Raw genomic sequence first — 24457 nt, 5'->3', positions numbered from 1 at the left:
AAGGAAAAGACCATGTGCCAGAGCTGCGGATGCGGTGCCGGATCGAAGCCGGAGGTGGAAACCATCAAGGTGCTTGAGAACCTGCTGGCCGAAAATGACCGGCTGGCGGGCCATGTCCGGCACCATTTCGACGATCACGGCGTCTTCGCGATCAATCTCATGTCCTCGCCGGGCGCGGGCAAGACCAGCCTTTTGGAGGCGACCATCGAGGCGCTTGCCGGCGATATCCGCATCGGTGTCGTGGAGGGTGATCTGGAGACGGAAAACGACGCCGACCGCATCCGCCGTCACGGCGTTCCGGCTGCGCAGATCACCACCGGCGTCGCCTGCCATCTCGATGCGCGCATGGTCCACGACGCACTGGAGGCGTTGCCGCTGGAAGACCTCGATCTGGTCTTCGTGGAAAACGTCGGCAATCTCGTCTGCCCCGCCGATTTCGACGTCGGGACCCACGCCAACGTCGTGCTGCTGTCGGTCACCGAGGGCGACGACAAGCCGGAGAAATACCCCGTCATCTTCCGTGTCGCCGATCTCGTCATGATCACCAAGACCGACCTTCTGCCCTATCTGGAGGAATTCGACCCGGCGCGCGCCGAGGCCTCGCTCGCCAAGGTGCGCGGCGACGGCGCTCCGATGCGCGTCTCGCGCAAGACTGGCGACGGCATGGACGCCTGGACCGGCTGGCTGAAGGCGCAGGTGGCGGACCACCGCAAGCACCATCCCAAGGACGGCAAGGCCCACACGCATGCCCATCACGCGCATGGTGACCACGAGCACGGGCACCATGACCACGAACGGGGATCGGCGGCATGACCTCCTATCCGTGGCGTGGTTCCGCCGTCTGCGGCCGCTGCCATGCATGAATTCTCGGTCATGGACAGCCTGATGCGGCTCATCTTGGAGCACGCGAAGGCGGGCGGCATCGCGCGCGTCACCCGCGTGCGCATGGTGGTCGGGCGGCTGCGCGGGCTCGATCTGCGCCAGCTTCGCGGATGCTTCGAGATCCTGGCCGAGGACACCGTGGCAGAGGGCGCGGAGCTCGACATCGAGGCCGTCGCGCCCGCCGGTTGCTGCCGGGATTGCGGTGAGGAGTTCGATATCCCCGACTACACCCTGCGCTGTCCGCACTGCGGCGGCGGGCAGATCGACATCACGCGCGGCCGTGAGCTCCATCTGGCGAGCTTCGACGGCACGCGCGAACCGGCTGCGGCGGCAGGGCAGTGAGCTGGAACCGGCCTCAGCCCGCGTAATCCTCATCGGAGACCTTTTCCATCCAGGTCACGGCTGAGCCGTCTATGCTTTCCTGAATGGCGATGTGGCTCATCGCGGTGTCGGCTGCTGCCCCGTGCCAGTGCTTCTCGCCGGCCGGAAACCAGACCACGTCGCCCTGCGAGATCTCCTCCACAGGACCGCCCGCGCGCTGCACGCGGCCGCGCCCGAAGGTGACGATCAGCGTCTGGCCGGCCGGATGCGTGTGCCATGCGGTGCGCGCGCCGGGCTCGAAAGTGACGTGAACGCCCTGGGTGCGGCCGGGCGCTTCTGCGGAAAACAGCGGATCGATGCGCACCGTACCGGTGAACCAGTCTTCGGGACCCTTGGAGGATGGCGTGGTGCCGGAACGGATGATCTTCATGGGTCTTTGCCTTTCAGCTTGCCTTTCGAGAAAATGCGGTATGTGTGTCAGCGGGGCGGTTCGCCGGTTTTCCGGCGCAGGAAATCGATGAAGCGCGGGTGGGTGCCGTAGGCCACGTTGACCCGGATGGCCGCCGGACCGCGCGCCTTGCGGTCGGGCGTGAAGACCTGGCCCGGTGCCAGGAATATGCCCTGTTCCGCCGCCTCCCGACAGATGCCGAGTTCATCGTCGTGATCGGGAAATTCGGCCCACAAATAGAACCCTGGCGTCACCGTCGGGCGCACCGTGAGGCCGGCGGCCTCCATTTCGGCCTTGGAGGCCTTGTGCGCCTCCTCCACCCGGGCTTTCAGCCGGCGCAGGTGGCGCAGGTACTGGCCGCCCTGAATGAGATTGAAGACGAAGCGCTCGACGTAGTCTGAACTCGCCACCATCGTCAGCATTTTCAGGTTCGACAGCGAGGAGACGATAGACGGCTGTCCGGCGATGTAGCCGCAGCGCAGGCTCGCCGACAACGTCTTGGAGAAGGTACCGACATAGAGCACGCGGTTGAGCTGGTCGAGGGCGGCAAGGCGCGGCAGCGTCGGCGGCACGATGTCGGCGAGCGCGTCGTTCTCCACGATCAGGAAGCCTCGATGCTCGGCGAGCCGCATCAGCCCGAAGGCGACGGCGGGCGAGAGCGTGCTGCCGGTCGGGTTGTGGGCGAGCGACTGGGTGAAGAAGATCTTCGGTCGGTGCAGCGCCAGCTTGGCGGAAAGATCCTCCAGATCCGGGCCGTCCGGTCCGCGGCGGATGCCGATCATCCGTGCCTTGGCGAGCGTCAGCTTGGCAAACAGCGGATAGTAGCCCGGATCGTCTACAAATACGGTGTCGCCCGGCTCGATCAGGTGGCGGATGATCAGGTCCAGCCCGTGGTTGGCGCCGCTGGTGAGCAGCAGCCCGTCCGGCTCCACCGCGATGGAGCGTTCCAGCAGCGTCATCCGCACCCGGTCGCGCAGCGGGCCGTAGCCCCAGCCGCTGCCGTAGCCGAACTCCACGTCCGCGATATCGCCGGTCTTGAAGCTTGAGAAATAGCGCCTGAGTTCCGATCCTTCCGTCCAGGAGGAGGGCGGACGGCCGTCGCCGGGGCGCACCTCGTAATGCCGGTCGAGCTGCTCGCGCAGAAGCGAGACCACGTCGATGGCGGAGACGACGTGGGGAGCGGGCTGCGTCGGGCGCCTCAGCTGGAACTGGGCAACGTAGTAGCCGGACCCCGGCCGCGCCTCCAGAAGCCCTTGCGCGACCAGCCGGTCATAGGCCTCCGCCATGGTGTTCTTGGAGACGCCCTGCTCGCGCGCGGCCTGGCGCACCGAGGGCAGCCGCTCACCCGGCTTGTAGGCGCCGGCAAACAGAAGTCCGGCGACATGCTCGACGATCCGTCCCGCGCGCGTGACCCGGCCTGTGTCGTTCTCTGCGCGTTTGACTTGCGCCGCATCGAGATTGACGTTGAGGCTGCGGTTCCAGGTCTGTTCTGTTATGACTGTCCCACCCAATTTATTGGGACAGTCCTGCCGAAATCGACCGTAACTGTCCCTTGATTGTCCCAGTTTATTTTATGACACTTTGCCCGCAACGACAAACACACTGTGCATGTTGAGCCGTTTGGGAGGACGAACATGACGGACGTGAACAGGCGCCGGTTTCTGACCGCGTCAACGCTGGGTGGAGTGGCGGCAGCGGGGGGTGCTGCGGCGCTTGCGATGCCGGGTGTGGCGAAGGCCGCGGAGAAGGTCCAGTGGCGCATGCAGGCGCTGTGGGACGGTGGCACCACCCCTTACGACTACGAAAAGAAGTTCGTCGCCCGCGTCGCCGAGCTTACCGAAGGCAATTTCGACATCAGTCTCTTTTCCGCCGGCCAGATCGTTCCGGCAAACCAGGCCTTCGACGCCGTGCGTTCCGGCGCCTTCCAGATGATGAAGACCTTCGACGGCTACGAGGCCGGCAAGATCCCGGCCTTCGCCTTCACGTCGACCATCCCCTTCGGCTTCCCGGAGCCGGACCAGTACGAGGCCTGGTTCTACGAACTGGGCGGCCTCGACATGGCCCGCGAGGCCTACGCCAAGGCGGGCCTCTTCTACATCGCGCCGACCGTCTACGGCGAGGAGCCGATGCACTCGACGGTGAAGATCGAGAGCATCGCCGACATGGCCGGCAAGAAGGGCCGCTTCGTCGGCCTCGCCTCCGCCGTGATGGGCGATCTCGGCGTCGCGGTGACGCCGATGGCGACGGCCGAAGTCTATTCGGGGCTGGAGAAGGGCCTGATCGACTTCGCCGATCGTGGTGATCTCACCGCCAATTACGAGGCGGGGCTCGCGGAAGTGGCGAAGTTCATCATCCTGCCGGGCGTCCACCAGCCGACGACGGCGACGAGCTACGTCGCCAACAAGGCCGCCTACGACGCGTTGCCGGAGGCCTACAAGGCCGCGCTGGCGGTCGCCGCCCGCGAAATTTCCGGTTCGCTGCGCCAGCACATCCTCGTGCAGAACACCGAAGTGCTGGGCAAGTATGCCGAAGCCGGCGTTCAGGTGATCCGCCTCGATCCGGCCGACGTCGCCGCACATCGCACCAAGGCGGTCGCGTCGTGGAAGAAGGCGACCAAGAACGATCCGCTGGCGACGAAGATCGTCGACAGCCAGATCGCCTTCATGCAGTCGCTCGGCCTGCTCTAGAGCGCTCCTCCCGAGGGCAGACACCCCGTCCGGCAGACACGCGCCGGACGGGGCGCGCGTTCCGTCTCATCCGCGAAACATGCGGCATTCCGGCCTCTTCATGCACGCAATCTGCGCCTTCATCACCGGCCTCAACCGGCTGCTCTTCGCCTTTGCGGCCGCCATCATCTTCGCCGTCGTTCCCATGCTGCTCTACGAGGTCGTCGCCCGCTACGTCTTCGACGCGCCGACGGTCTGGGCCATGGAGGCGAGCACGCTCGTATTCGGGCCGCACTTCATGCTGGCCGGCCCCTATCTCCTGCATCTGCGCGGGCATGTCGCCGTCGATATCCTCAGCGAGAAAGCGAGCGGCCTGCCGAAAAAGGCGCTGGAGATCTTCTCCTTCCTCGTCGTCGCCGTCTTCGCCGCCGTCTTCGCCAAGGTGAGCTGGCCGCTGGCGGTCAACGCCTGGGAGCTCGGCGAGACCAGCTTTTCCGCCTGGAACCCGCCGATCTGGTGGATGAAGTTCATCGTGCCCTTCGCCTTCGCCATGCTGCTGGCGCAGGCGCTGGTGGAGATCGTCGCCGCGTTGCGCGCGCCCTCGCAAGGGGAGGCGCTGTGATGGGATCGGAATTCGTTCTCGCCATCATGTTCGCGAGCCTTGTCGGCCTGCTCCTGACCGGCGTGCCGCTCGCCTTCACCCTTGGCGCGCTGGCGCTTCTCTTCACGATCACGCTGTGGGGCGAGGCGGCGCTGACCGTCACGGTGCTCAACCTCTTCGACACGATGCACTCGGAATCGCTGCTGGCGATCCCGCTCTATGTGATGATGGCGAGCGTGCTGCAGCGCTCCGGCGTGATCGAAAGCCTCTACAACGCGATGGAGCTGTGGTCGCGGCGGCTTCCCGGCGGGCTTGCAGTCGGCACCATCGCCATCTGCACCATCATCGCCGCCATGACCGGCATCGTCGGCGCGGCGGTCGCCGCCATGGGGTTGCTGGCGCTGCCCTCGATGCTGAAGCGCGGCTATCAGCCGGAACTGGCCATCGGCACCATCTGCGCCGGCGGCACGCTCGGCATCCTCATCCCACCCTCCGTCATCACCATCGTCTATGCGGTAACCGCGCAGGCCTCCATCGGCCAGATGTTCATCGCCGGCGTCGTTCCGGGGCTGCTGCTCGCCTCGCTCTATATCGGCTACATCGTGCTGCGCGCGGCGCTCAATCCCTCGGTGGCTCCGCGTCCGCCGGAAGACGAGACCGTCACCTGGGCCATGCGCATCGCGGCGCTGAAGTCGCTGATCCTGCCGATGTTCATCATCCTCGGCGTGCTGGGCACCATCTACAACGGCGTCGCCACGCCAACGGAGGCCGCCGCCGTCGGCGTGGCGCTCGCCTTCGTCTCCGCGGCAATAGAGCGGCATCTGGGGTGGAAGCTCATCGAGGGCGTGGCACTCGACGTGGTCAAGGTGACGACGATGATCCTCTGGATCACCATCGGCGCACGCGCCTTCGTCGCGATCTTCACCGGCACAGGCGGTGCGGATTTCCTGCTGGGTTTCATCGAGCATCTCGACGCCAACCGCTGGGTCGTGCTGGCGGTGATGCTGGCGATCCTGTTCTTCCTCGGCATGTTCCTCGACGAGATCGGCATCATCCTTCTTTGCGTGCCGGTGTTCCTGCCGGTGATCGATTTCCTGCACTTCGACCGTCTGTGGTTCGGCATCCTGTTCCTGGTGTCGGCGCAGATGGCCTACATCTCCCCGCCCTTCGGCTACACGCTCTTCTACATGAAGGGCGTCCTGCCCCCCGGCATCGGCATGGGTACCGTCTACCGCGCCATCATCCCTTTCATGGCGCTGCAGGCGCTGGGGATCCTCATCTGTGCGGCCTTCCCGGAGCTGGTGCTCTGGCTTCCCCACTCCATGATCAAGTAGCGACAAGAAAGCGGAAAACACACGATGAGCGACGCGCGATCGTCCCGTATCGAAGGCCTTCACAAGATGACCCCGGCCGAGCGCCTTCAGGCCGTTTCCCGGCAGGCCGGACTCGGCAACGCCGCCATCGACAGCCTGACGGCCGCCGCCGAAGGCCGGATCGAGCTGGCCGACCGTCTGGTGGAAAACGCCATTTCCACCATGGCCATTCCCGTCGGCATCGCCACCAACATGGTGGTAGACGGGCGCGAGGTGCTGGTGCCGATGGCAACGGAGGAATCCTCCGTCATCGCCGCCGTGTGCAACTCCGCCAAGCGCTGCCGGTCGACAGGGGGCTTTGTCACCTCCACCTCCGGCCCGGTCATGGCCGCGCAGATCCAGTTGCTCGGCGCACCCGATCCGGCAAACGTCCGGCTCAAGGTCTATGAGCGCATCGACGAGATCCGCACCATCTGCGACGAGACCGATCCGCTCTTGCTGAAGTTCGGCGGCGGCTTCCGTGACATCGACGTGCGCGTCATCGACACCGACGAAAGACCGATGACCATCGTCCACATCATCGTCGACACCCGCGACGCCATGGGCGCCAACGCGGTCAACTCCATGGCCGAGGCGCTGGCGCCGAAGCTCACCGAGTGGACCGGCGCGCGCACGCTTCTGCGCATCCTGACGAACCTCGCCGACCGCCGCGTCGTGCGCGCCCGCGCCGTGTGGCCGGTGGAGGAGATCGGCGGCGAGCAGGTGCGCGACGACATGCTGTCGGCGTATCACTTCGCCGATGCCGATCCCTATCGCGCCGCCACCCACAACAAGGGCATCATGAACGGCGTCTCGGCGGTCGTGCTGGCGACCGGCAACGACACCCGCGCCATCGAGGCCGGCGCCCACGCCTTTGCCGCGCGTGACGGTTGGTATCGTTCCATGTCGCGTTGGGAGGCCGATGCGGACGGCAACCTCGTCGGCATCCTGGAAATGCCGATGGCCGTCGGCCTCATCGGCGGGGCGACCAAGATCCATCCGACCGCGCAGGCGAACCTGGAAATCCTCGGCGTGAAGACGGCGGACGCGCTTGCCCGCATCATCGTTTCGGTGGGACTCGCGCAGAATTTCGGCGCCATGCGGGCGCTGGCGACGACCGGTATCCAGAAGGGGCACATGGCGCTGCACGCGCAGAACGTGGCGCTGATGGTGGGCGCGGTCGGCGCGGAGATCGACCTTGTGGCTTCCGAGCTGAAGGCGCTCGGCAAGGTCCGTCAGGATCTGGCGGAGGAGATCCTCAAGCGCATCCGGTCCGAAAAATGAAGGAGGCCGTCACCCTCGTGGAGGTCGGCCCCCGCGACGGCCTCCAGGCATGGAAGCATCCTATTGCGACGTCGGCCCGCATCGGCCTGATCGAGCGGTTGCGCAAGGCGGGTGTGGCGCGGATGGAGGTCGGCTCCTTCGTCTCGCCCAAGCACGTGCCGCGCATGGCTGACACGGCCGAGGTGATGGACGCGGTCGGGTCCAGGGCCGAGCCCGGCGACATGGTGCTCGTTGCCAATGCGCGCGGGCTTGAACAGGCGATCGCGCAAGGCGCACGCGCCATCGCCGTCTTTACCGCGGCGAGCGATGCGTTCGCGCAAAAGAACATCGGCTGCACCGTTGCCGCCTCGCTCGACCGCTTCGCGCCGCTGGTAGAGACGGCGCGTGCGGCGGGCATCAATGTGCGCGGCTATATCTCCACCATCACCGACTGCCCCTATTCCGGCGAGGTCGCACCACAGGCTGTCGTGCCGGTGGCGCGGGCGCTGACGGAGATGGGCTGCGGCGAGATTTCGCTCGGCGAGACGCTGGGCCGCGCCACGCCGCGCCGGATCGCCGCCGTTATCGCGGCGGTGGCGGCCCACGTGCCGATGGACCGGCTTGCCGCCCATTTCCACGACACCTACGGCATGGGCGTCGCCAACGTTCGCGAAGCGGTGCGGCTCGGCGTGCGCACGGTCGATGCCGCGGTCGGTGGGCTCGGCGGCTGCCCGTTCGCGCCCGGGGCAACCGGCAACGTCGCCAGCGAGGACATCGTCTATCTGCTGCATGGCGAGGGCTTTGCGACCGGTATCGACCTCGACGCCCTGCTGGATGCTGCCGCCTATTGCCGGGACGCGATGGGCATTGCACCGGTGAGCCGCGTCTTCAATGCCCTGCGCGGAGGCGGCCTTCGATAGTCTGCGGGTGGATCGAAGGTTCGGCGGCCGCTCTTTAGTCGTCTTCCGCGTGGACGTGCGGATGAACGTGCGTGTGGGCGTGGCTGTGGATGGAGGCGGGCTTCAGCTGTCCGTCCTCAAGGATCAGCGCCCGGCTCGCCAGTTCGGCGACGAAGGCGCTGTCGTGCGAAACGAGCATCATCGCCCCCGTATAGCCGTTGAGCGCATCGCGCAGGCGTTGCCCGTTGGCCGCGTCGATGCCGTTGGTGGGCTCGTCCAGCAGCAGCACGTCGGGCTTCATCGCAAACAGTCCGGCGAGGCACACGAGCCGTTTTTCGCCGCCCGACAGCTTGTGGCTGATGCGGTCGGCCAGATGGCCGATGCCGAGGCGGTCGAGCGCGCCTTGCGCGATCTCGGCGGCGTCCTTCGCTTCGTGGCCGATATTGAGCGGGCCGAAGGAGACATCCTCGATCACCGTGGGGCAGAACAGCTGGTCGTCGCTGTCCTGAAACAGGAAACCGATGCGCGGACGGTGGGTGCGAAACTGCTTTTCGCTTTCGCAACCTTCGCCGAAAAGCCGGACCGTTCCCGCATCGGCGCGTTCCAGACCGATAATCGTGCGCAACAACGTGGTCTTGCCGGCGCCGTTTGGGCCGACGATCGCCAGTCTCTCGCCGGCGGCAAGCGTCATGGAGACGTCGTGAAGGACGGCCTTGCCGTCGCGCGCGACGGTCACGCCGTCGAGGACTATCGGATCGTTCATAGACGATCCCATAGCAGCGCCGCTGTGAAGAAACCAGCGAGCACGGCGAAAGCGGCCCACTCGCGCAGTCCCGGGGCCGGTATCGCGGCATAGGGAAAGCGGCCCGCGTAGCCGCGACACCGCATCGCCTCCTCCACCCGCTGGGCGCGCTCCAGCGCCCTGACCAGCAGCATGCCGATCAGATAGCCGTAAGAGCGCCAGGTGTGACGGTTGGAGCGGGGCCGAAAGGCGCGTGCGCGCATGGATTCGCGAAGCCGGTGCGCCTCCTGACGGATCAGCGTCAGGTAGCGCACGGTCATGACCAGCAGACGGACGATGGTTTCGGGCACTCTGAGCGATTGCAGTGCGCTGCCCAGCCGGTTGGCGTCGACGGTCCCCAGAAACAGCATCAGAAGGAAGGCGGCGGCGGAGACCTTGCAGGCGACGAGGCCGGCGCGCGCGAACCCTTCCGCACTCGCCGTCAGCGGCCCGAGGGTGAAGAGGGGATTACCCTCGACGGCGAAGGGCAGGGTCGCCAGCAGCAGCAGCACGAACCCTTCCACATGAACGAGGCGGCGCAGAAGGCGGCGCTCGATGCCCGCGGCAAGTGTCACGAGCACGATGGTGAGAAGCGCCGTCGCCGCAACATGCAGCTCGTGAAGTTGCGACAGGGCGGCGACGCCGAGAAAGGCCGCGACGAGCCTCAGACGAAGGTCCCGCGGGAGGACCAGCGCCGCAATGCGGGTCTCTGATCCGGTCAATTCCGACGTGCGCGCGCCCATAGGCCGATCCCGACAAGCCCGATGATGAGGAAGATGCCCGACAGGATATCGGTAAAGCGCAGGCGGTCGTCCATCTGCTCGATGCGCTCCAGCAGTGGTTCCACCTGTCGCTGGACGGCGGCCTCCACCAGCGCCTGAACCTTGGCATCCGCAACCACGTCTGCGGTGGCCGAGGCGGCAGGCGCCGCTTGCGGTGCGGCCGGGGATGTTGACGAGCGGGCCGGGGCGGTTGTGGGGGGCGTTTCTGCGTCCTGCGCTGCCGTACCGAACCGGTCGGCGGCCACGGTGGCCGACGCAATGTGGCCCTCGTGGGTATCGACGGTGACGGTGATGTCGGAGGTCACGGGCTCCGGCGGCACCAGCCGGAAGCGGCCCTCGCCGTCGGTGTTGCCGGTCGCGATGACCTTGCCCGCACCGTCCTTCGCCGTCCATGACGTCCCCATGGCGCGTCCGCCGCCGATGAAGAAGGCGTAGCCGGCGACCGCGTCGCCTTCCACCGCCGCAAACACCTTCAGCTTGTGGGCGAAGGCGGGCCCGGCAAGGCCTGTGGCGAGCGCGAGCGCGAGGATGAGGGCGCGGATCATGAAAGGACTGGCCTTAGCGCATCGGGCGAGACGCGGGCGAGGAAGGCGACCACCACGGAGGTGATGAAGGCCTCGCCGATCGCCAGCGGGATATAGGTGGCGAGCAGTACGCTGGCGACCGGCGCATAGTCCGGCGAGGACAGCGCCAGCGACAGGGCGACGAGCCCGCCGGTGCCCAGCACCGACAAGGCGCCGACGGCGGCCGCAAGACCGGTGCGCAGGGAGGCGGAGGGGGGGGAGCGGATGGTCGGGCCGAACAGCAGGCCGAGCACGACGCCGGGCAGCGCGATGTTGACGATGTTGACGCCGAGCGTCGTCAGCCCGCCGAAGCCGAACAGCAGCGCTTGCAGGAGCAGCGCCACGGCCATGGCGGGAAAGGTGCCGAAGCCGAGCAGGATGCCCATCAGCCCCGACAGCAGCAGGTGCACGCTGGAGGGGCCGACGGGAACGGCGATCAGCGAGCCGGCGAAGAAGGCGGCGGCGAGGATGCCGGCGCGCGGGATCGCGCGGTCGTCGAGGCGTTTCAGGCCAAGGCCCACGCCGCCCGCCGCGATGATGGCGCCGCCGATGAGGACGGGGGCCGACAATATGCCGTCGGGAATGTGAGCCATGACCTGTTGCTTTCGTCTTACGTCTACTTCGCGCCCATGTCGGTCGCCTTGACCCAGATCAGGGCGCCTTCCTCAACCGGCACGTCCTTGCCGTCGGGCGAGGTCATCGGCTCATCGCTTTCCAGAAGCGCGGCAAAGCCCCACCAGCCGGCGCGCGGCATGGCATAGGTGAAGGTGCCGTTGGCGTCGGCCTTGATGACCTGGGTGATGAAGGCGTCGTTGGGCGTCTTGATCGAGCCGTCGTTGATGAACTCGACCTCGATCTCGGCAAAGGGAGCTGGGTCACCGTGTTTCAGAACGACGCCGGAAAAGACGTTGCCGGTCCACACGCCGGTCGGCCGCGTCAGCGGCTGGATCTCCGCGGGCAGGCCGACGAGCTCGTCCCAGCCTTCGCCCGAGGCATAGCTGTCGACCACCACCTTGGAATAGTGCACGATGTACTTGCCTTCCGCCGGCTCCCAGTAGGGCTGCGGCTCGACATAGAAGATCGCGGCGCCCGGCTCCTTGAGGTCATAGGAAACCGACCATGCCTCTTTGCCATCCACCGGCTTTTCCGCTATGCGCGGCAGGAGATCGACGGTCTTGTCGCCGACAACGACACCGAGCTGCGCCGGCTTCTTCATGTCCATCACCGGACCGCCCTCGAAGGGGTGGGTGAAGATCATGTCGAGCGTGACCGTGCCGCCGTCGGGCAGAACGTCGGCGGACGGGATGATCTCCTGGAAGTGGGCCGACGCGGGAGCTGCAAAGCCGATGATGCAAGTCAGGGTGGCGAGGGACATCAGAGAACGGCGCATGGAAGCTCCTGTCGGTATGAAATTTACTGAAAAAAATCATACCTCAGCTAGGCGCGCAACCCCGGGTCGGCATTTTGCCGCAGCTTTCAAGAAGTTAACGTAGCGAAAACAGGCCCGGGCCGGGCGTGGAGATGTCATGCAACGCATAACCATCACGATCGACGACGATCTTGCCGCCGAACTCGACGCGCACATGGCGGCAACGGGCACATCGGGACGATCGGAGGCGATCCGCGACCTGGTGCGTCGCGGTCTTGCCACGGTGCGCAGCGGCCCGGGCGACGAGCGGTGTTACGGCGTCGTCAGCTGTGCGGTCGACCAGTCGGTGCGCCAGCTCGCCGCCCGCATCCCGCAGGGCCGCCTCGACCGGCACGACCAGACGGTGGCGGCCCTTTCCGTTCCGCTCGACCACACCACCTCCATCGACGTCGCGGTGATGCGCGGCCGCGTGGCCGACGTGACAGCCTATGCCGAGGCACTGTTTCTGGAGCGCGGCGTGATGCACGGCTCGCTCGGGCTGATCCCGGTGGCGGAGGACACGACCACCCACGTCCACGAGCACGACCACTCGCACGAGCACACGCACTACAAGGTGCAGAGCAGCCTGTGAGGGGGGAGGACGCTTCCCGCATCCGTCATCGCCCGAACTTCGCCGGGCAATGACGGGCGGAGGGATCGGGCGGGCATCACTTTTCGGGGTGTTCTGACCCGGTATTGGTTCTGACCCGGTATTGAAGGAAGCGCCCTTCCACCTTCGTCCCCTTGGCATCGCGCGCGAACTCGACAATGCTGCCTTTCGAACCGACGGGGGAGTGCGCGGCGTGAAATCGGCAAGCGAGGCACGAGGCTTTCTGGAAGGCTTGTTTCACGCGGCCGTCAGGGCCGCAGATCCGGAAACCTGCCTTGCGGCGCACCTTCCGTCCCCTCCGAAGGGCCGCACCATCGTCGTCGGTGCCGGCAAGGGCGCGGCGCAGATGGCGCAGGCGCTCGAACGGCTTTGGAGAGGCCAGCTGGAGGGCGCCGTCGTCACCCGCTACGGCTATGGCGCGGCATGCGAGCACATCGAAGTGCTGGAAGCCGCCCACCCGGTGCCGGACGAGGCGGGGCTTGCCGGCTCCGCGCGTCTGCTGGAGCGGGTCGCCGGATTGAGCGAGGACGATCTCGTCATCGCGCTGGTGTGCGGCGGCGGCTCGGCCCTGCTGCCGGCGCCCCCTGAAGGCTTCACGCTTGCCGATGAAATCGCCCTCAACGAGATCCTGCTTGCCTCCGGCGCGCCGATTTCGGCGATGAACACCATCCGCAAGCAGTTTTCGCGCATCAAGGGCGGCAGGCTCGCCGCTGCCGCGTTCCCTGCAAAGGTCGTGAGCCTGGTCGTCTCCGACGTTCCCGGCGATATCGCGGCTTTCGTGGCCTCCGGGCCGACGGTGGCGGACAGGGCGACGCCGGCCGACGCGATTGCCGCCGCAAGGCGCTATGCCATCGACCTGCCGCAGACGATCCTGCGGCATCTGGAGACGGCGGAAGGCGCGCCGACGGCGGACGATCCCCGTTTTGCCCGCAACGAGACCCATATCGTCGCCTCCGCCAGGGTGTCGCTGGAGGCAGCCGCCGCAGCCGCGCGCGAGGTCGGCATCGAAGCGGCGATCCTGTCGGACGCCATCGAGGGCGAGGCGCGCGAGGCGGGGATGTTCCATGCAGCACTTGCACTTGAGGTCGAGCGCTATGGCCTGCCTTTCGCCGCGCCCGTCGTGCTGCTCTCGGGCGGGGAGACGACGGTGACCCTGCGCGGCACGGGCAAGGGCGGGCGCAACACCGAGTTCCTGCTGTCGCTCGCAGCCCGCATCGCCGGATCGCGCACGATCACGGCGCTTGCCGCCGATACCGACGGCATCGACGGCAGCGAGGACAATGCCGGCGCTTTCGCCGATGGCGAGACGGCGGCGCGCCTTGCCGAGGCCGGACACGATGCGGCGGGCCTGCTTGCAAACAACGACGCCTGGACGGGCTTTGCCGCGCTCGGCGATCTGTTCCGGCCGGGGCCGACCGGCACCAACGTCAACGATTTCCGCGCGATTCTGATCGACGCGGCGGACTGACGGCCATTGGCCGACAAGGACCGGCGAAAAGCGCCGGCGCAAGGGAGGACGACATGGAAAAATCCACGAGGAGCGGGGCTTGAGCGGGGCTGCATCGAAGGGGCCGCTTGAGGGACTGAAGGTGGTGGAGCTCGCCGCCATCGGTCCGGTTCCGTTCGCGGCGATGGTGTTGTCGGATCTCGGCGCCGAGGTCGTGCGCATCGACCGGCCGGGCGAGACGCGCACCGATCCGCGCGACATCACCTGCCGGGGGCGTGCGGCCCGCGTGGGGCTCGATCTGAAGAACGCTGATGACGTTGCGCTCGCACGGCGCATCATCGGCAAGGCCGACGTGCTGATCGAGGGCTTCCGCCCCGGCGTGCTGGAGCGGCTCGGCCTCGCGCCGGACGATTTGATGGCGGACAATCCGGGCCTCATCGTCACCCGCGTGACGGGATGGGGACAGCAGGGGCCGCTCAGCGCCCGCGCGGGCCACGACCTCACCTACATCGCGCTCTCGGGCGCCCTTCATGCCATCGGCCCGGCGGACCGTCCCATCCCGCCGCTCAACCTCGTCGGCGATTATGGCGGCGGCGGCATGTTGGCGCTGGTGGGGCTTCTGTCGGCGCTGTTCGAGCGCGCGAAATCGGGCCGGGGACAGGTGGTCGATGCCGCGATGACCGACGGTTCGTCCCTTCTGATGGCGTTCGTCTACGGGTTGAAGGCGATGGGTCAGTGGCAGGATGCGCGCGAGACGAACATGCTGGATGGCGCGGCGCATTTCTACACGACCTATCGCTGCCGGGACGGTCGCTTTCTCGCCGTAGGCCCGATCGAGCCGCAGTTCCATGCGGCCTTCGCGAAGGTCATGGGCGTGGAGGATTTCGGGCCCGACCAGCACGATGCCACACGCTGGCCGGAGCGGCGGGCGGCCTTGCAGGAGATCTTCCTGACCCGCGACCGCGACGACTGGGTGGCGACCTTCGAGGGCCTCGACGTCTGCGTGGCACCGGTGCTGGCGATGGAGGAGGTGCGCGACCATCCGCACAATGCGGCGCGCGGGACGTTTGCTGAGGTGGACGGCGTGGTCCAGCCTGCCGCAGCACCCAGGTTCGGCCGGACGCCGGGAGGCATCAAGTCGGGCGAGGGGAACGCGGAAGCTGTTCTGTCAGGCTGGGGTGTGGACGCAGAGGTCGCTGGAGCGTTTGGTGGGCAGGGGTGAAGAGCCCCATCATACTGCACGCTTCCGATTTTCCGAGGCCTCACCGTTTGCGCTCCTCTCCCCCCTTGAGGGGGAGATGTCATGCGACGCGTGACAGAGGGGGGTAGGCGGCACGTTCAGGACAAGCGGCGTTACCCCCCTCTGTCGACCTTCGGCCGACATCTCCCCCTCAAGGGGGGAGAAGGGGGCGTGCCGCAAGACGCACGGCCGGGAAACGACACCCCCGACCTCCTATTCCCCCACCGGCGGTGTGCCGTGGGTGTGGAAGGAGGCGATGGTCTTGAGGCCCCAGGCCTGGCCTTTCTTTCGTTCTTCCTCCGTCCAGGTGACCGTCTCCCAGTCAGGCGCGAGGATCAGGCGGGCGCCGGCATTGGCGACCTCCACGCGGTTGCCTGCCGGTTCGTAGACATAGAGGAAGAAGGTCTGCTGCACCGCGTGCTTGTGCGGGCCGGTCTCGATGTGGACGCCGTTTTCCAGGAAGATGTCAGCCGCCTGCAGGATCTGCTCGCGCTGGTCGAGCGCGTAGGTCACATGGTGGAACCGGCCATGCGCGCCGGTGTGATCGCCGGTATAGGCGATGTCGTAGGACTTGTTGTTGACCGTGAACCAGCAGCCGCCCAGATGCCCGCTGTCGAGCAGGATGCGCTCGGTGATGCGGCTGCCAAGCGCACGCGGCATGAAGTCGGCGATGGCGTCGACGTCGGAGGCGAGCAGGTTCACGTGATCGATCCGGCGCACGCCGACGCCGCGACCGTGATAGCGCTGCGCCTGGTTCTTCAGCGCCGGCCTCTCTGCTTCCGGTGCCACGTATTTGCGCGTGTCGTAATAGATCTCGAAGACATGGCCGTCCGGGTCCCGGAACCGGTAGGCCCGGCCGTGCCCCCTGTCGCCTTCGTGCCAGCCGATGCCGGCGCCCAGCGCCTCGATCGCCTCCACCCGCCGTTCCAGCGCCTGCGGGCTCGATGCGCGGTAGCCGATATGGCCGACGCCCGTCGTCTTCGATGCGGTCAGCTTTAGGGTGTGGAACTCGTAGTCGTCCCAGGCGCGCAGGTAGACGCTGTCGCCTTCGCTGCCGGACGCGGTCAGTCCCAGGATGTTGACGAAGAAGTCGAGGCTCGCCTCGGGCTTGTTGGTGAACAGCTCCACATGGCCCAGATGGGCAATGTCATAACAGGGTTCCGGCATGGCCATGGCGTCGCGTCCTCCTCGTTCCGCATCCGGCGTATCGTGTCGCGTTTGTGCCCGCTTACCCATGGTCAGGCAACGGTCAATGGTGCGGGAGGTGATTGCTTCTTGCTATCGCGCCCGTCCGGGCCTCCGGCGCAACGCGGCGGATGGCGAGGGTTCGGGCCGCGCTCGTCAGCCAATCCCGGGTCTTCGATCCGAATTGGGGAACCATCGGGCCCGCAGCGCGCTACTATCACTGGAAACCCGGTATCGGGATGCCGATCCCGGCTCACGAACCATGGAGTTTGACACCGCGAAATGACTGCGAAAGACAAGCTGAACGTCATTGGCCTTTGCGGCAGCCTGCGCAAGGGCTCGTACAATCACGCGCTGCTGCGCGCGCTGCCCGAACTGGCGCCGGAGCGCATGACCATAACCGAAGGACCGGCGATCGGGGCGATCCCGCCCTACAATGCCGACGTGCAGAACAGCAGCGGTTTTCCGCCCGAGGTGACCGCGCTCGCAGAGGCGATCCGCACCGCCGACGGCGTTATCATCGTCTCGCCGGAATACAATTATTCGGTGCCGGGCGTTTTGAAGAATGCGCTCGACTGGGTGTCCCGTGTCGAAAATCAGCCGTTCAAGGAAAAGCCCATCTGCCTGCAGTCGGTCTCCATGGGCCAGCTAGGCGGCGCGCGCATGCAGTATCATCTGCGCCAGATCATGGTGTTCTTAGGCGCGGACGTCTTCACCACGCCGGAGGTCTTCGTCGGCGCTGGGCACGAGAAGTTCGACAAGGATACTCTGGCGCTGACAGATGCCGGCACCCGGGAGTTCGCTGGCAAGCAGCTCGCCGCCTTCGCTGACTATATCGACCGGATTTCCCGCTAGCGTGCATTCCGATGGGCGAGAAAACGCTCCCAGTCGCTGCCCGATGTGACGCGCGCTGACAGCGCGGGGCTTTGTTCTGCGGCCTACCCTTTGAGACGGCGCTGACGCGCCTCCTCAAAGTCAGGCCCGAAAATGGTATTTGGCGGCGCGCCTTCTCGCCACTACCCTCATACCCCACCGCCGTCATTGCCCGGCGAAGTCCGGGCAATCCACCTCCAGCCGCAGCATTCGGTGCGCGCACTGGATCACCCGGACTTCGCCGGGTGATGACGATGGAGAGGTATGAAGGCGCATAGAATTCGGTGCGAAGAACCAACTACCGTTTTGGGGCCAGACACTGAGGAGCGGCCGTAGGCTTCGTCTCGAAGGACGGGCGACGTGCCGCCGTTCGACCATCCCTGTCTCGGTGATGGCGCCACTCGATTCCGCAAAGAAAAGCCTCCGGGAAAGCCGGAGGTTTTCAGGCCGGCCGTGCCGGCCGGCGCGTTCGCGGGCGTGTCGTGGAACGCGAAAGCCGGGGAGGCCAGCGTCCCTTGTGCGTCAGGCGGCGAAGCGGGCGGAAGAGGCGACCTGCTGCTGCCGGTTCTCGCGGTGGCGGCGGCGCTCTTCCGGGGAAATGTAGACCATCGCGTGATGTTCGTCGCAATAGGAGATGCCGGGCTCCACGCGGTTCTTGCACGGAAAGACATAGTTGCCGCCCGTTCCTTCGGCCCACTTGCACTGGCCGGTACGGGGAAGTCTGAGATCGTTCATTGTTCTTGCCTTGTTTGGCCCGGCGTCGTTCACGCAGGGCGCGTCAGTCGTTTCGGGAGCCTCGCCGTCGCGCACGAGCGTCATGCGTCGTGCCGAAAACGTTGCTCCGGGCCCCCGCGTTCGTGAGAACGCCGGCGGGGGCTTGCGGAGGGCGACCAAGGAAAACGGAGCGCCTTCGCAGCGCTCCGTTTCCTCGTGGTGCTGTCGTGGCTTGTGAACCATCCGGCCAGACGTCAGGAACGCTTGGCCTCGCCACCAGGTCCGTGGATGCGCCGGGATCTCGATGGCGTTGGCGCGGATGAAACGCGCCCCGGGGGCCTTCACGCCGGTCGGGTTCTGCCACCCGCCAGCCGGAAACCCCGGATCCGGTTCACCTCCGATAAGCATACGGGGCCGGCAGCTTTGGCACAATTGCGCCATTCACATACGGGCCATGCGGTTACCGCAAGGGTAAACGGGCATTGAACGGTGCGTATCAATCGGGGCCGGATTTGGTGCTTTCGCATGCTGGCGCGTCCATCTTGCCCCCCGCCGCCGCCAGCGCCTCCGGCGTATCGAGATCGAGCCGGGCGGCCTCGCCGACTTCCACTTCCACCACGGCCGCCTGGTTGGCGCCGATCAGGTGACGGGCACCGACATCGCCCTGGATCGACATCAGATCGGCGAAATAGCGCTTCGACCAGAGAACGGGATTGCCCTGCTTGCCGGCAACCGTCGGCACCACGATGAGCCCGCCGGCCTGCGGGTCGTAGGCATCGATCAGACGGGCGATGATGTCTGGTGAAATTTGCGGCATGTCGGCGAGCATGACGAGAGCGGCGTCCGTTTCCTCGGGCAATGCCGCGATCCCGGCCTTGAGTGATGTGGAGAGGCCTTCGGCGTAATCCGGGTTGGGAACCATGGCGACGTCGAGCCCCTTGAGTGCGGCGCCGACCTCGTCTGCCATGTGTCCGGTGACGACGGTCACCGAGGCGGGCTGCGCCTCGAGCGCGTGACGTGCCGCGATGCGCACCAGTGGTTCACCGTCGATGGTGGCAAGCAGCTTGTTCGGCCCGCCCATGCGGGTGGAGCGGCCGGCGGCCAGCACGAGAATGGCGATGTGCGGGGCGGATGGTCCGCCAGTCTCTGAGGGAGCGGACTCCAACCGGCCGGCTTCGCGCGGCTGCGGTCGCGAGACGATCTCCATCAGCAGGCCGCCGACCCCGAGACCGGTCAGGTCCTCAGCCGTCACCTCCAGGCCCGCAAGCGTGCGCCTGAGCACCCAGTCGAAACCGTTTTCGGCGGGCGAACGGGCGCAGCCCGGCGCGCCGATCACGGGCACATTGCCGAGCCGGGCGAGCACCAGCAGGTTGCCGGGGTCGACCGGCATGCCGAAGTGCTCCAGCCGGCCGCCGGCCCTTTCGATCGCCTGCGGCACCACATCGCCCCGGTCCACGTTGGCCGATGCGCCGAAGATGATGATCAGCTCCGCGCCGGCCTCTTGCGCCTGTGATAGCGCCGCGGCAATCCCTTCCGCATCGTGCGGCACGCGGATGTCGGCGACGATCTCGGCACCCGCCGGCCGCAACCGTTCGCGCGTCACCGCCACCGTCTTGTCGATGGTCCGCTCCTTCAGCGCGGTCAGCCGGGTGGAGACGAGCGCGACCTTCATCGCCCGGTAGGGCGCGAGGCGCAGCAGGCCTTCCGGTCCGTGCGCTGAGGCGGCGGCCACCAGGTCGCCGGCGACCGCATAGGGGATGATCTTGACGGTCGCCACCATGCGCCCGGCCTCCACGGCCGCATATTCGGGCAATGTGGCCAGCGTGATGGCGGGATCGATGCGGTTGAGGGCGTCGATGCCCTCGCGGTCGACGACGAGCACGCCGGCAGCGTCGGCGAAGATGTTGGCGCGGCCGGTATGGGCGCGCTCCACCGTCACGCAGGGGCCGGCGACGGCTTCCGCGATCAGCGCTGCCGCCCGGTCCTCCTTGACGTCGTCGCCTGACAGCCGCGCCACGGTGATCTCGGCCACGCCCGCCGTCGCGAGGGCCTCTATGCGATCGGCGGTAAGCTCCGTGCCCTTCTTCAGGACGAGCCCCGGGACCTTCAGCGAGTGAGCGAGCACGGCCCCCGCGCAGTCGGCGAGCGGCAGGGTGGCGAAGATCACGCCACGGCCTCGCGAACGGGTGCCTCTGCGCGTGCGCCCTTGCGCAGTTCCTCGATGATCTCGGCCATCACGGCAACCGCGATTTCCGCGGGGCTTGCGGCGCCGATGTTCAGCCCGATCGGCGCCTTCATGCGGGCGATTTCGGCCTCGGAAAGGCCCGTCTCCTTCAGCCGTGCCACGCGTGAGGCGTGCGTCTTGCGGCTGCCCAGCGCGCCGACATAGAAGCAGCCGGCGGACAGCGCCTTCGTCAGCGGATAGTCGTCGATCTTGGGGTCGTGGGTGAGGGCGGCGAGCGCGGTGTAGCGGTCGAGCGCGACCTTGCCGGGGATGACGTCCTCGGGCCACTCGGCGTGAAGGCGCACGTCGGGAAAGCGCTCGGGGCTCGCAAAGGCCGTGCGCGGATCGATGATCTCCATGTCGAAGCCGGCGATCGCGGCGATGGGTGCCAGCGCCTGCGAGATGTGCACCGCCCCGATGACGACGAGCCGGGGCGGCGGCACGTTGACGTTCAAGAACGCCTGCCCGCCCGCCGCATCGCTCACCATGCCGGATTTGCCGGAGCGGAACCGGGCGGCGAGCTCATTGCCGAGCGGATCGGCGGAGAGATCGTCGGCCTCCCTCACCAGACGTTGCGCGCCGCTGGCGATCTCGGTGACGAGAATCGAACCACGTCTGGCCGCGCGTTCCTCGTTGAGTTGCTTCAAAAGCGTAAGATCCATCGGGTCAGCTCCCGTGTCGGGGGGCTTGCAGGGCGTACACCATCACTCGACCTTCTCCACGTAGACGCGGATGCGGCCGCCGCAGGAAAGCCCGACCTTCCAGGCGGTCTCATCGGCGACACCGAATTCCAGCATGCGCGGTTTGCCGCTCTCCAGAACGTCGAGCGCCTCGCCGACGACGGCGCCCTCGACGCAGCCGCCGGAAACGGAGCCCTCGAAATTGCCCTCGCCGTCGATGACGAGATGGCTTCCGACAGGGCGCGGAGCCGAGCCCCACGTCTCCATCACGGTCGCAAGCGCCACATCGCGTCCGGCCCCCCGCCAGCCTTCGGCGACGGCGAGCACGTCGAGCGTGTCGGGAACCGTTTCGAGCGCCTGGTGATTGGCGTTCTGATAATGGGTGGAACTGGTCATCTGGGCATTCTCCCCGCGCCGTTTCCTGCTGTCCTTGAGGGCAAGCATATAGGATCGGCCGCAACGGGAGGAAGGGGGATGTTGGCACGTCCCGTCCAGATGCGCAAAAGGCGCCCGGATCGCTCCGGACGCCTCCTTACGATATCGAAAATGCGAAAAGCCTTACTCGGCCGCGGCCCTCTGTCCGTTCGGCGCGGCATCGCGCACGGCGGCGTCCACGTGCTCCTCGAACTGCGCGAAGTTGTCGATGAACATCTGCACGAGCTTTTTCGCCTGGGCGTCGAAGGCGTCCTTGTCGTCCCAGGTTGAGCGCGGGTCGAGGATCGAGCTGTCGACGCCCGGCACCTCAACCGGCACCTCGAAGCCGAAGTTGGGGTCGGTCCGGAACTCCACGTTGCGCAGGGAACCGTCAAGCGCTGCCGACAGCAGCGTGCGCGTCGCCTTGATCGGCATGCGCGAGCCGGTGCCGTAGGCGCCGCCTGTCCAGCCGGTATTCACCAGCCAGCAGTCCACGCCGTATTGCGCGATGAGATCGCGCAGCAGGTTGCCGTATTCGGAGGGGTGGCGCGGCAGGAACGGCGCGCCGAAGCAGGTGGAGAAGGTCGCCTGCGGCTCGGTCACGCCGCGCTCGGTGCCGGCCACCTTTGCGGTGTAGCCCGACAGGAACGTGTACATGGCTTGCGCCGGCGTCAGCTTCGCGATCGGCGGCATCACGCCGAAGGCATCGGCCGTCAGCATGATGATGTTCTTCGGCTGCGGCGCCCGGCCCGAAAGGCTGGCGTTCGGGATGTAGTGGATCGGATAGGCGCAGCGCGTGTTCTCGGTCTTGCTGCTGTCGGAGAAATCCGGCTCGCGGGTGACGGGATCGATCACCACGTTTTCCAGGATCGTGCCGAAGCGGCCCGTCGTTGCATAAATCTCCGGCTCCGCCTCCGGCGACAGGTTGATCGTCTTGGCGTAGCAGCCGCCCTCGAAGTTGAAGACGCCGGTTTCCGACCAGCCGTGCTCGTCGTCGCCGATCAGCGTGCGGGCGGGGTCGGCCGAGAGCGTCGTCTTGCCGGTGCCCGACAGGCCGAAGAAGATCGCCGTGTCGTCCGCCTCGCCGACATTGGCCGAGCAGTGCATCGGCATCACGCCCTTGGGCGGCAGCAGGAAGTTGAGGATCGTGAAGACCGACTTCTTGATCTCGCCGGCATATTCGGTGCCGCCGATCAGGATCACCTTTTTCGAGAAATTGCAGGCGATGACGGTCTCCGACCGGCAGCCGTGGCGCTCGGGATCGGCGCGGAAGCTCGGCAGGTCGATGATGGTGAATTCCGGATCGAATCCGGCGAGCTCGCTGCGGTCCGGCCGGCGCAGCAGGTTGCGGATGAAGATGTTGTGCCAGGCATATTCGGAATAGACGCGCGTGGCGATGCGATGGGCCGGGTCCGCGCCGCCGTAAAGGTCCTGCGCGAACAGTTCGCGGCCGGCCACATGGGCGCGGAAATCGTCGAACAGCACGTCGAAATGGGTTTCGCTCATTGGAGGGTTGTTGCCCCACCACACGGCATCACGGGTGACGTCGTCCTCCACGACGAACTTGTCCTTCGGCGAGCGGCCGGTGTGCTGGCCGGTATCGGCCACGAAGGCACCGCCGGCGACCATCTCGCCTTCGCCGCGACGGATGGCTTCCTCGTAGAGCTTCGGTTCAAGCAGGTTCCAGTGGATGCCCGCGGCGCCGGTGAGACCGACGAGATCCGCGCCCCTGGCTGCGTTGCGAAGTCCTGTTTCTTTCATCTTCGAAGATACCCTGATTGCATCGCGCGTTCCTGCCCGGATTTTCTTCTTGTTCCGGTTCCTGACACACCTGAGACCAAGACCCGACCTACGGCCGCTTTGTTGTTATGAAAGCGTCGCGCCGCCACCCATGCGCGGCGCGAGGCGGGGGGTCGGAGGCATTCTTGTGTCCTTGTGCCGACCCGCTGACCGGACATGCCCTAAAATTAGGACCGTCAAGTGGCGCGACGTTAGTTGATCGTTCCCCTGCGGACAAGGTTGGACATCAACATAATCAGGCGTCTAAATCGATTTAGTTGTGGTTGTTCGCGTATATATGCCGTAGCGGTATGTGATTTGCGCACCTATTGGCCGCGCGCTTCCCCTGCGAGCGCGACCAGCCGCGCCCGCATGCCTGCGGCATCCGTTACCGGTGCATCGAAGGCGATGCGGACGGTGTGCCGCCCGTCTGCACTGCGAAGGTCGATCCCGTCGGGATCGCAACCGGTCATCGTCCACTCGTCCTCGTCTGCACCTGTTTCAACGCCGGCAAGGCGCGTTGCATAGAGCGCGAGCGCGTCACGGTGGTCCTCGTTCATGTGGGAGACGATCCGCTCCTCCGCATCGGCGAGGGCGCCGGCGGCGCTCGTGTCGGCGAGAAGGTCTGAGCGCGAGAGGTCCTCGATTCGGCCGAAGCCCGCCACCAGGTGCCCGCGCCCGATTTCCATCCTGTAGAAGCCGAAATCGCGAAACCCCGCATAGCCCTGCGCATCGCGATGGCGGGCGAGAAAGCGGCGCCGGATGGCGACGTCGTCGCGCACGCGCTCGATGGTGCCGCCGAGCGACAGGCGGGCGCCCTGCAGCGGCTCAAAAGCATTGCGTTCCTCAAGCAGCAGGCTCGCGCGGGGATCCGCCTGAAGGTTGCGGGTGTGAACCGCGAGGTCGGAGAGAAGCAGCACCGGGGCGCCATCGAAATCGGTGGCAACGGTCACCAGCGAGGCATGGGGAGCACCGCCCTCCGGTTCGAGCGTGGCCAGCGCTCCGGTGGCGGCATTGCGCAGGATCTTGCGTGCCGCGGCATGCGGCTGGAAGTCGTCGGTCTCTTTCATCGGTACAATCGTCTCCCCCTCGAACGAAGCCCGGGTCGAACGAAGCCCATATCGAACGAAGCCCGGTAAATGTACGGCGAAGGATCGCCGGGCGGGCGCGATCTGTCCAGCAGGGCGCGGCAGGGGCTGCCCGGGCGCGGCGGCATGACGTCGGGTGCATACGGCCGGATCTGCGGCTATTTCGCCTTGCGTTCAATTCGGTTATTGATTCCAGAGATTTAGTTCATATGTGCCGGACGCGTGTGGACGTCTGCC

Annotated in this window: 25 protein-coding genes; 11 read left to right on the top strand and 14 right to left on the bottom strand. The window is 66.6% G+C overall.

The features are described from left to right. Nucleotides 1-12 precede the first annotated feature (12 nt). Both hypB and hypA read left to right on the top strand, forming a co-directional pair. Nucleotides 13-813 (top strand): hydrogenase nickel incorporation protein HypB, encoded by an 801-nt coding sequence (gene hypB, locus V2L18_RS09700; protein WP_336178030.1) that lies wholly within the window; start codon nt 13-15, stop codon nt 811-813. A gap of 42 nt (nt 814-855) precedes the next feature. Further along, nucleotides 856-1224 (top strand): hydrogenase maturation nickel metallochaperone HypA, encoded by a 369-nt coding sequence (gene hypA / locus V2L18_RS09695; RefSeq protein ID WP_336178029.1) that lies wholly within the window; start codon nt 856-858, stop codon nt 1222-1224. Between the two features lie 13 nt (nt 1225-1237). Here hypA and V2L18_RS09690 read toward each other — a convergent pair whose 3' ends face one another. Together V2L18_RS09690 and V2L18_RS09685 are read right to left on the bottom strand one after the other, a co-directional pair. Beyond that, entirely contained in the window at nt 1238-1633 is a 396-nt protein-coding gene (locus V2L18_RS09690; protein ID WP_336178028.1) for a cupin domain-containing protein, read from the bottom strand. Nucleotides 1634-1680: 47 nt separating this feature from the next. Further along, nucleotides 1681-3162, bottom strand: coding sequence for a PLP-dependent aminotransferase family protein (locus tag V2L18_RS09685; RefSeq protein WP_336178027.1), 1482 nt, complete (start codon nt 3160-3162; stop codon nt 1681-1683). A 123-nt stretch (nt 3163-3285) separates the two neighbouring features. Here V2L18_RS09685 and dctP point away from each other — a divergent pair, with 123 nt between their 5' ends. The 5 genes from dctP (at nt 3286) to V2L18_RS09660 (ending at nt 8453) form a co-directional block, all read left to right on the top strand. Next, a complete protein-coding gene (gene dctP, locus V2L18_RS09680) occupies nt 3286-4338 on the top strand; it encodes a TRAP transporter substrate-binding protein DctP (RefSeq protein WP_336178026.1) in 1053 nt (350 codons plus the stop codon). 100 nt (nt 4339-4438) lie between these two features. Then, entirely contained in the window at nt 4439-4939 is a 501-nt protein-coding gene (locus V2L18_RS09675; protein ID WP_336178025.1) for a TRAP transporter small permease subunit, read from the top strand. Continuing rightward, entirely contained in the window at nt 4939-6252 is a 1314-nt protein-coding gene (locus V2L18_RS09670; RefSeq protein ID WP_336178024.1) for a TRAP transporter large permease subunit, read from the top strand. The genes V2L18_RS09675 and V2L18_RS09670 overlap by 1 nt, the downstream gene beginning before the upstream one ends. 24 nt (nt 6253-6276) lie before the next feature. Next, entirely contained in the window at nt 6277-7554 is a 1278-nt protein-coding gene (locus V2L18_RS09665) for a hydroxymethylglutaryl-CoA reductase, degradative (RefSeq protein WP_336178023.1), read from the top strand. Next, complete coding sequence (locus tag V2L18_RS09660; RefSeq protein WP_336178022.1) at nt 7551-8453, top strand: hydroxymethylglutaryl-CoA lyase; 903 nt, start codon at nt 7551-7553, stop codon at nt 8451-8453. The genes V2L18_RS09665 and V2L18_RS09660 overlap by 4 nt, the downstream gene beginning before the upstream one ends. A 34-nt stretch (nt 8454-8487) precedes the next feature. Here the strand turns inward: V2L18_RS09660 and V2L18_RS09655 are convergent, their stop codons facing one another. Genes V2L18_RS09655 through V2L18_RS09635 form a run of 5 tightly spaced genes read right to left on the bottom strand, consistent with a single transcriptional unit; the run spans nt 8488 to nt 11948 of the window. After that, nucleotides 8488-9195, bottom strand: coding sequence for an ABC transporter ATP-binding protein (locus tag V2L18_RS09655; protein ID WP_336178021.1), 708 nt, complete (start codon nt 9193-9195; stop codon nt 8488-8490). Further along, complete coding sequence (gene cbiQ, locus V2L18_RS09650) at nt 9192-9956, bottom strand: cobalt ECF transporter T component CbiQ (RefSeq protein ID WP_336178020.1); 765 nt, start codon at nt 9954-9956, stop codon at nt 9192-9194. The genes V2L18_RS09655 and cbiQ overlap by 4 nt, the downstream gene beginning before the upstream one ends. Further along, a complete protein-coding gene (locus V2L18_RS09645) occupies nt 9932-10540 on the bottom strand; it encodes a cobalamin biosynthesis protein CbiL (RefSeq protein WP_336178019.1) in 609 nt (202 codons plus the stop codon). The genes cbiQ and V2L18_RS09645 overlap by 25 nt, the downstream gene beginning before the upstream one ends. Next, the gene (gene cbiM, locus V2L18_RS09640; protein ID WP_336178018.1) at nt 10537-11151 is read right to left on the bottom strand and encodes a cobalt transporter CbiM; all 615 of its coding nucleotides are present in this window, start codon (nt 11149-11151) and stop codon (nt 10537-10539) included. Before cbiM ends, V2L18_RS09645 begins: the two co-directional genes overlap by 4 nt. 23 nt (nt 11152-11174) lie before the next feature. Beyond that, nucleotides 11175-11948, bottom strand: a complete 774-nt coding sequence (locus V2L18_RS09635; protein ID WP_336178017.1) for a DUF4198 domain-containing protein — start codon at nt 11946-11948, stop codon at nt 11175-11177. 136 nt (nt 11949-12084) lie between these two features. Here V2L18_RS09635 and nikR point away from each other — a divergent pair, with 136 nt between their 5' ends. From nikR to V2L18_RS09620, 3 genes are all read left to right on the top strand, one after another. After that, entirely contained in the window at nt 12085-12558 is a 474-nt protein-coding gene (gene nikR / locus V2L18_RS09630) for a nickel-responsive transcriptional regulator NikR (RefSeq protein WP_336178016.1), read from the top strand. 211 nt (nt 12559-12769) lie between these two features. Then, nucleotides 12770-14044, top strand: a complete 1275-nt coding sequence (locus V2L18_RS09625; RefSeq protein WP_336178015.1) for a glycerate kinase — start codon at nt 12770-12772, stop codon at nt 14042-14044. 79 nt (nt 14045-14123) lie between these two features. Beyond that, nucleotides 14124-15245 (top strand): CaiB/BaiF CoA-transferase family protein, encoded by a 1122-nt coding sequence (locus V2L18_RS09620; protein ID WP_336178014.1) that lies wholly within the window; start codon nt 14124-14126, stop codon nt 15243-15245. A gap of 231 nt (nt 15246-15476) precedes the next feature. Here V2L18_RS09620 and V2L18_RS09615 read toward each other — a convergent pair whose 3' ends face one another. Further along, a complete protein-coding gene (locus V2L18_RS09615; RefSeq protein WP_336178281.1) occupies nt 15477-16430 on the bottom strand; it encodes a catechol 2,3-dioxygenase in 954 nt (317 codons plus the stop codon). Nucleotides 16431-16730: 300 nt separating this feature from the next. Between V2L18_RS09615 and V2L18_RS09610 the strand changes: the two genes are divergently transcribed. Next, the gene (locus V2L18_RS09610; RefSeq protein WP_336178013.1) at nt 16731-17303 is read left to right on the top strand and encodes an NADPH-dependent FMN reductase; all 573 of its coding nucleotides are present in this window, start codon (nt 16731-16733) and stop codon (nt 17301-17303) included. A 540-nt stretch (nt 17304-17843) separates the two neighbouring features. Here the strand turns inward: V2L18_RS09610 and V2L18_RS09605 are convergent. The 6 genes from V2L18_RS09605 to V2L18_RS09580 all read right to left on the bottom strand — a co-directional run bounded on the left by V2L18_RS09605 (nt 17844) and on the right by V2L18_RS09580 (nt 24202). Beyond that, complete coding sequence (locus tag V2L18_RS09605; protein ID WP_336178012.1) at nt 17844-18056, bottom strand: hypothetical protein; 213 nt, start codon at nt 18054-18056, stop codon at nt 17844-17846. 475 nt (nt 18057-18531) lie between these two features. Beyond that, complete coding sequence (locus V2L18_RS09600) at nt 18532-20202, bottom strand: molybdopterin-binding/glycosyltransferase family 2 protein (RefSeq protein WP_336178011.1); 1671 nt, start codon at nt 20200-20202, stop codon at nt 18532-18534. Further along, nucleotides 20199-20921: an XdhC family protein gene (locus V2L18_RS09595; protein WP_336178010.1), complete on the bottom strand. Its 723-nt coding sequence runs from the start codon at nt 20919-20921 to the stop codon at nt 20199-20201. The genes V2L18_RS09600 and V2L18_RS09595 overlap by 4 nt, the downstream gene beginning before the upstream one ends. Before the next feature lie 42 nt (nt 20922-20963). Next, nucleotides 20964-21335 (bottom strand): XdhC family protein, encoded by a 372-nt coding sequence (locus V2L18_RS09590; protein WP_336178009.1) that lies wholly within the window; start codon nt 21333-21335, stop codon nt 20964-20966. A gap of 162 nt (nt 21336-21497) precedes the next feature. Then, the gene (locus V2L18_RS09585) at nt 21498-23114 is read right to left on the bottom strand and encodes a phosphoenolpyruvate carboxykinase (RefSeq protein ID WP_336178008.1); all 1617 of its coding nucleotides are present in this window, start codon (nt 23112-23114) and stop codon (nt 21498-21500) included. 344 nt (nt 23115-23458) lie between these two features. Further along, nucleotides 23459-24202: a DUF2470 domain-containing protein gene (locus V2L18_RS09580; protein WP_336178007.1), complete on the bottom strand. Its 744-nt coding sequence runs from the start codon at nt 24200-24202 to the stop codon at nt 23459-23461. Nucleotides 24203-24457 lie beyond the last annotated feature (255 nt).

The sequence above is a fragment of the Breoghania sp. JC706 genome (assembly GCF_037026715.1).
Classification (GTDB): Bacteria; Pseudomonadota; Alphaproteobacteria; order Rhizobiales; family Stappiaceae; genus Breoghania.
The sequence above is the reverse complement of the archived record's forward strand: the minus strand, read 5'-3'. Positions and strand labels throughout refer to the sequence as shown.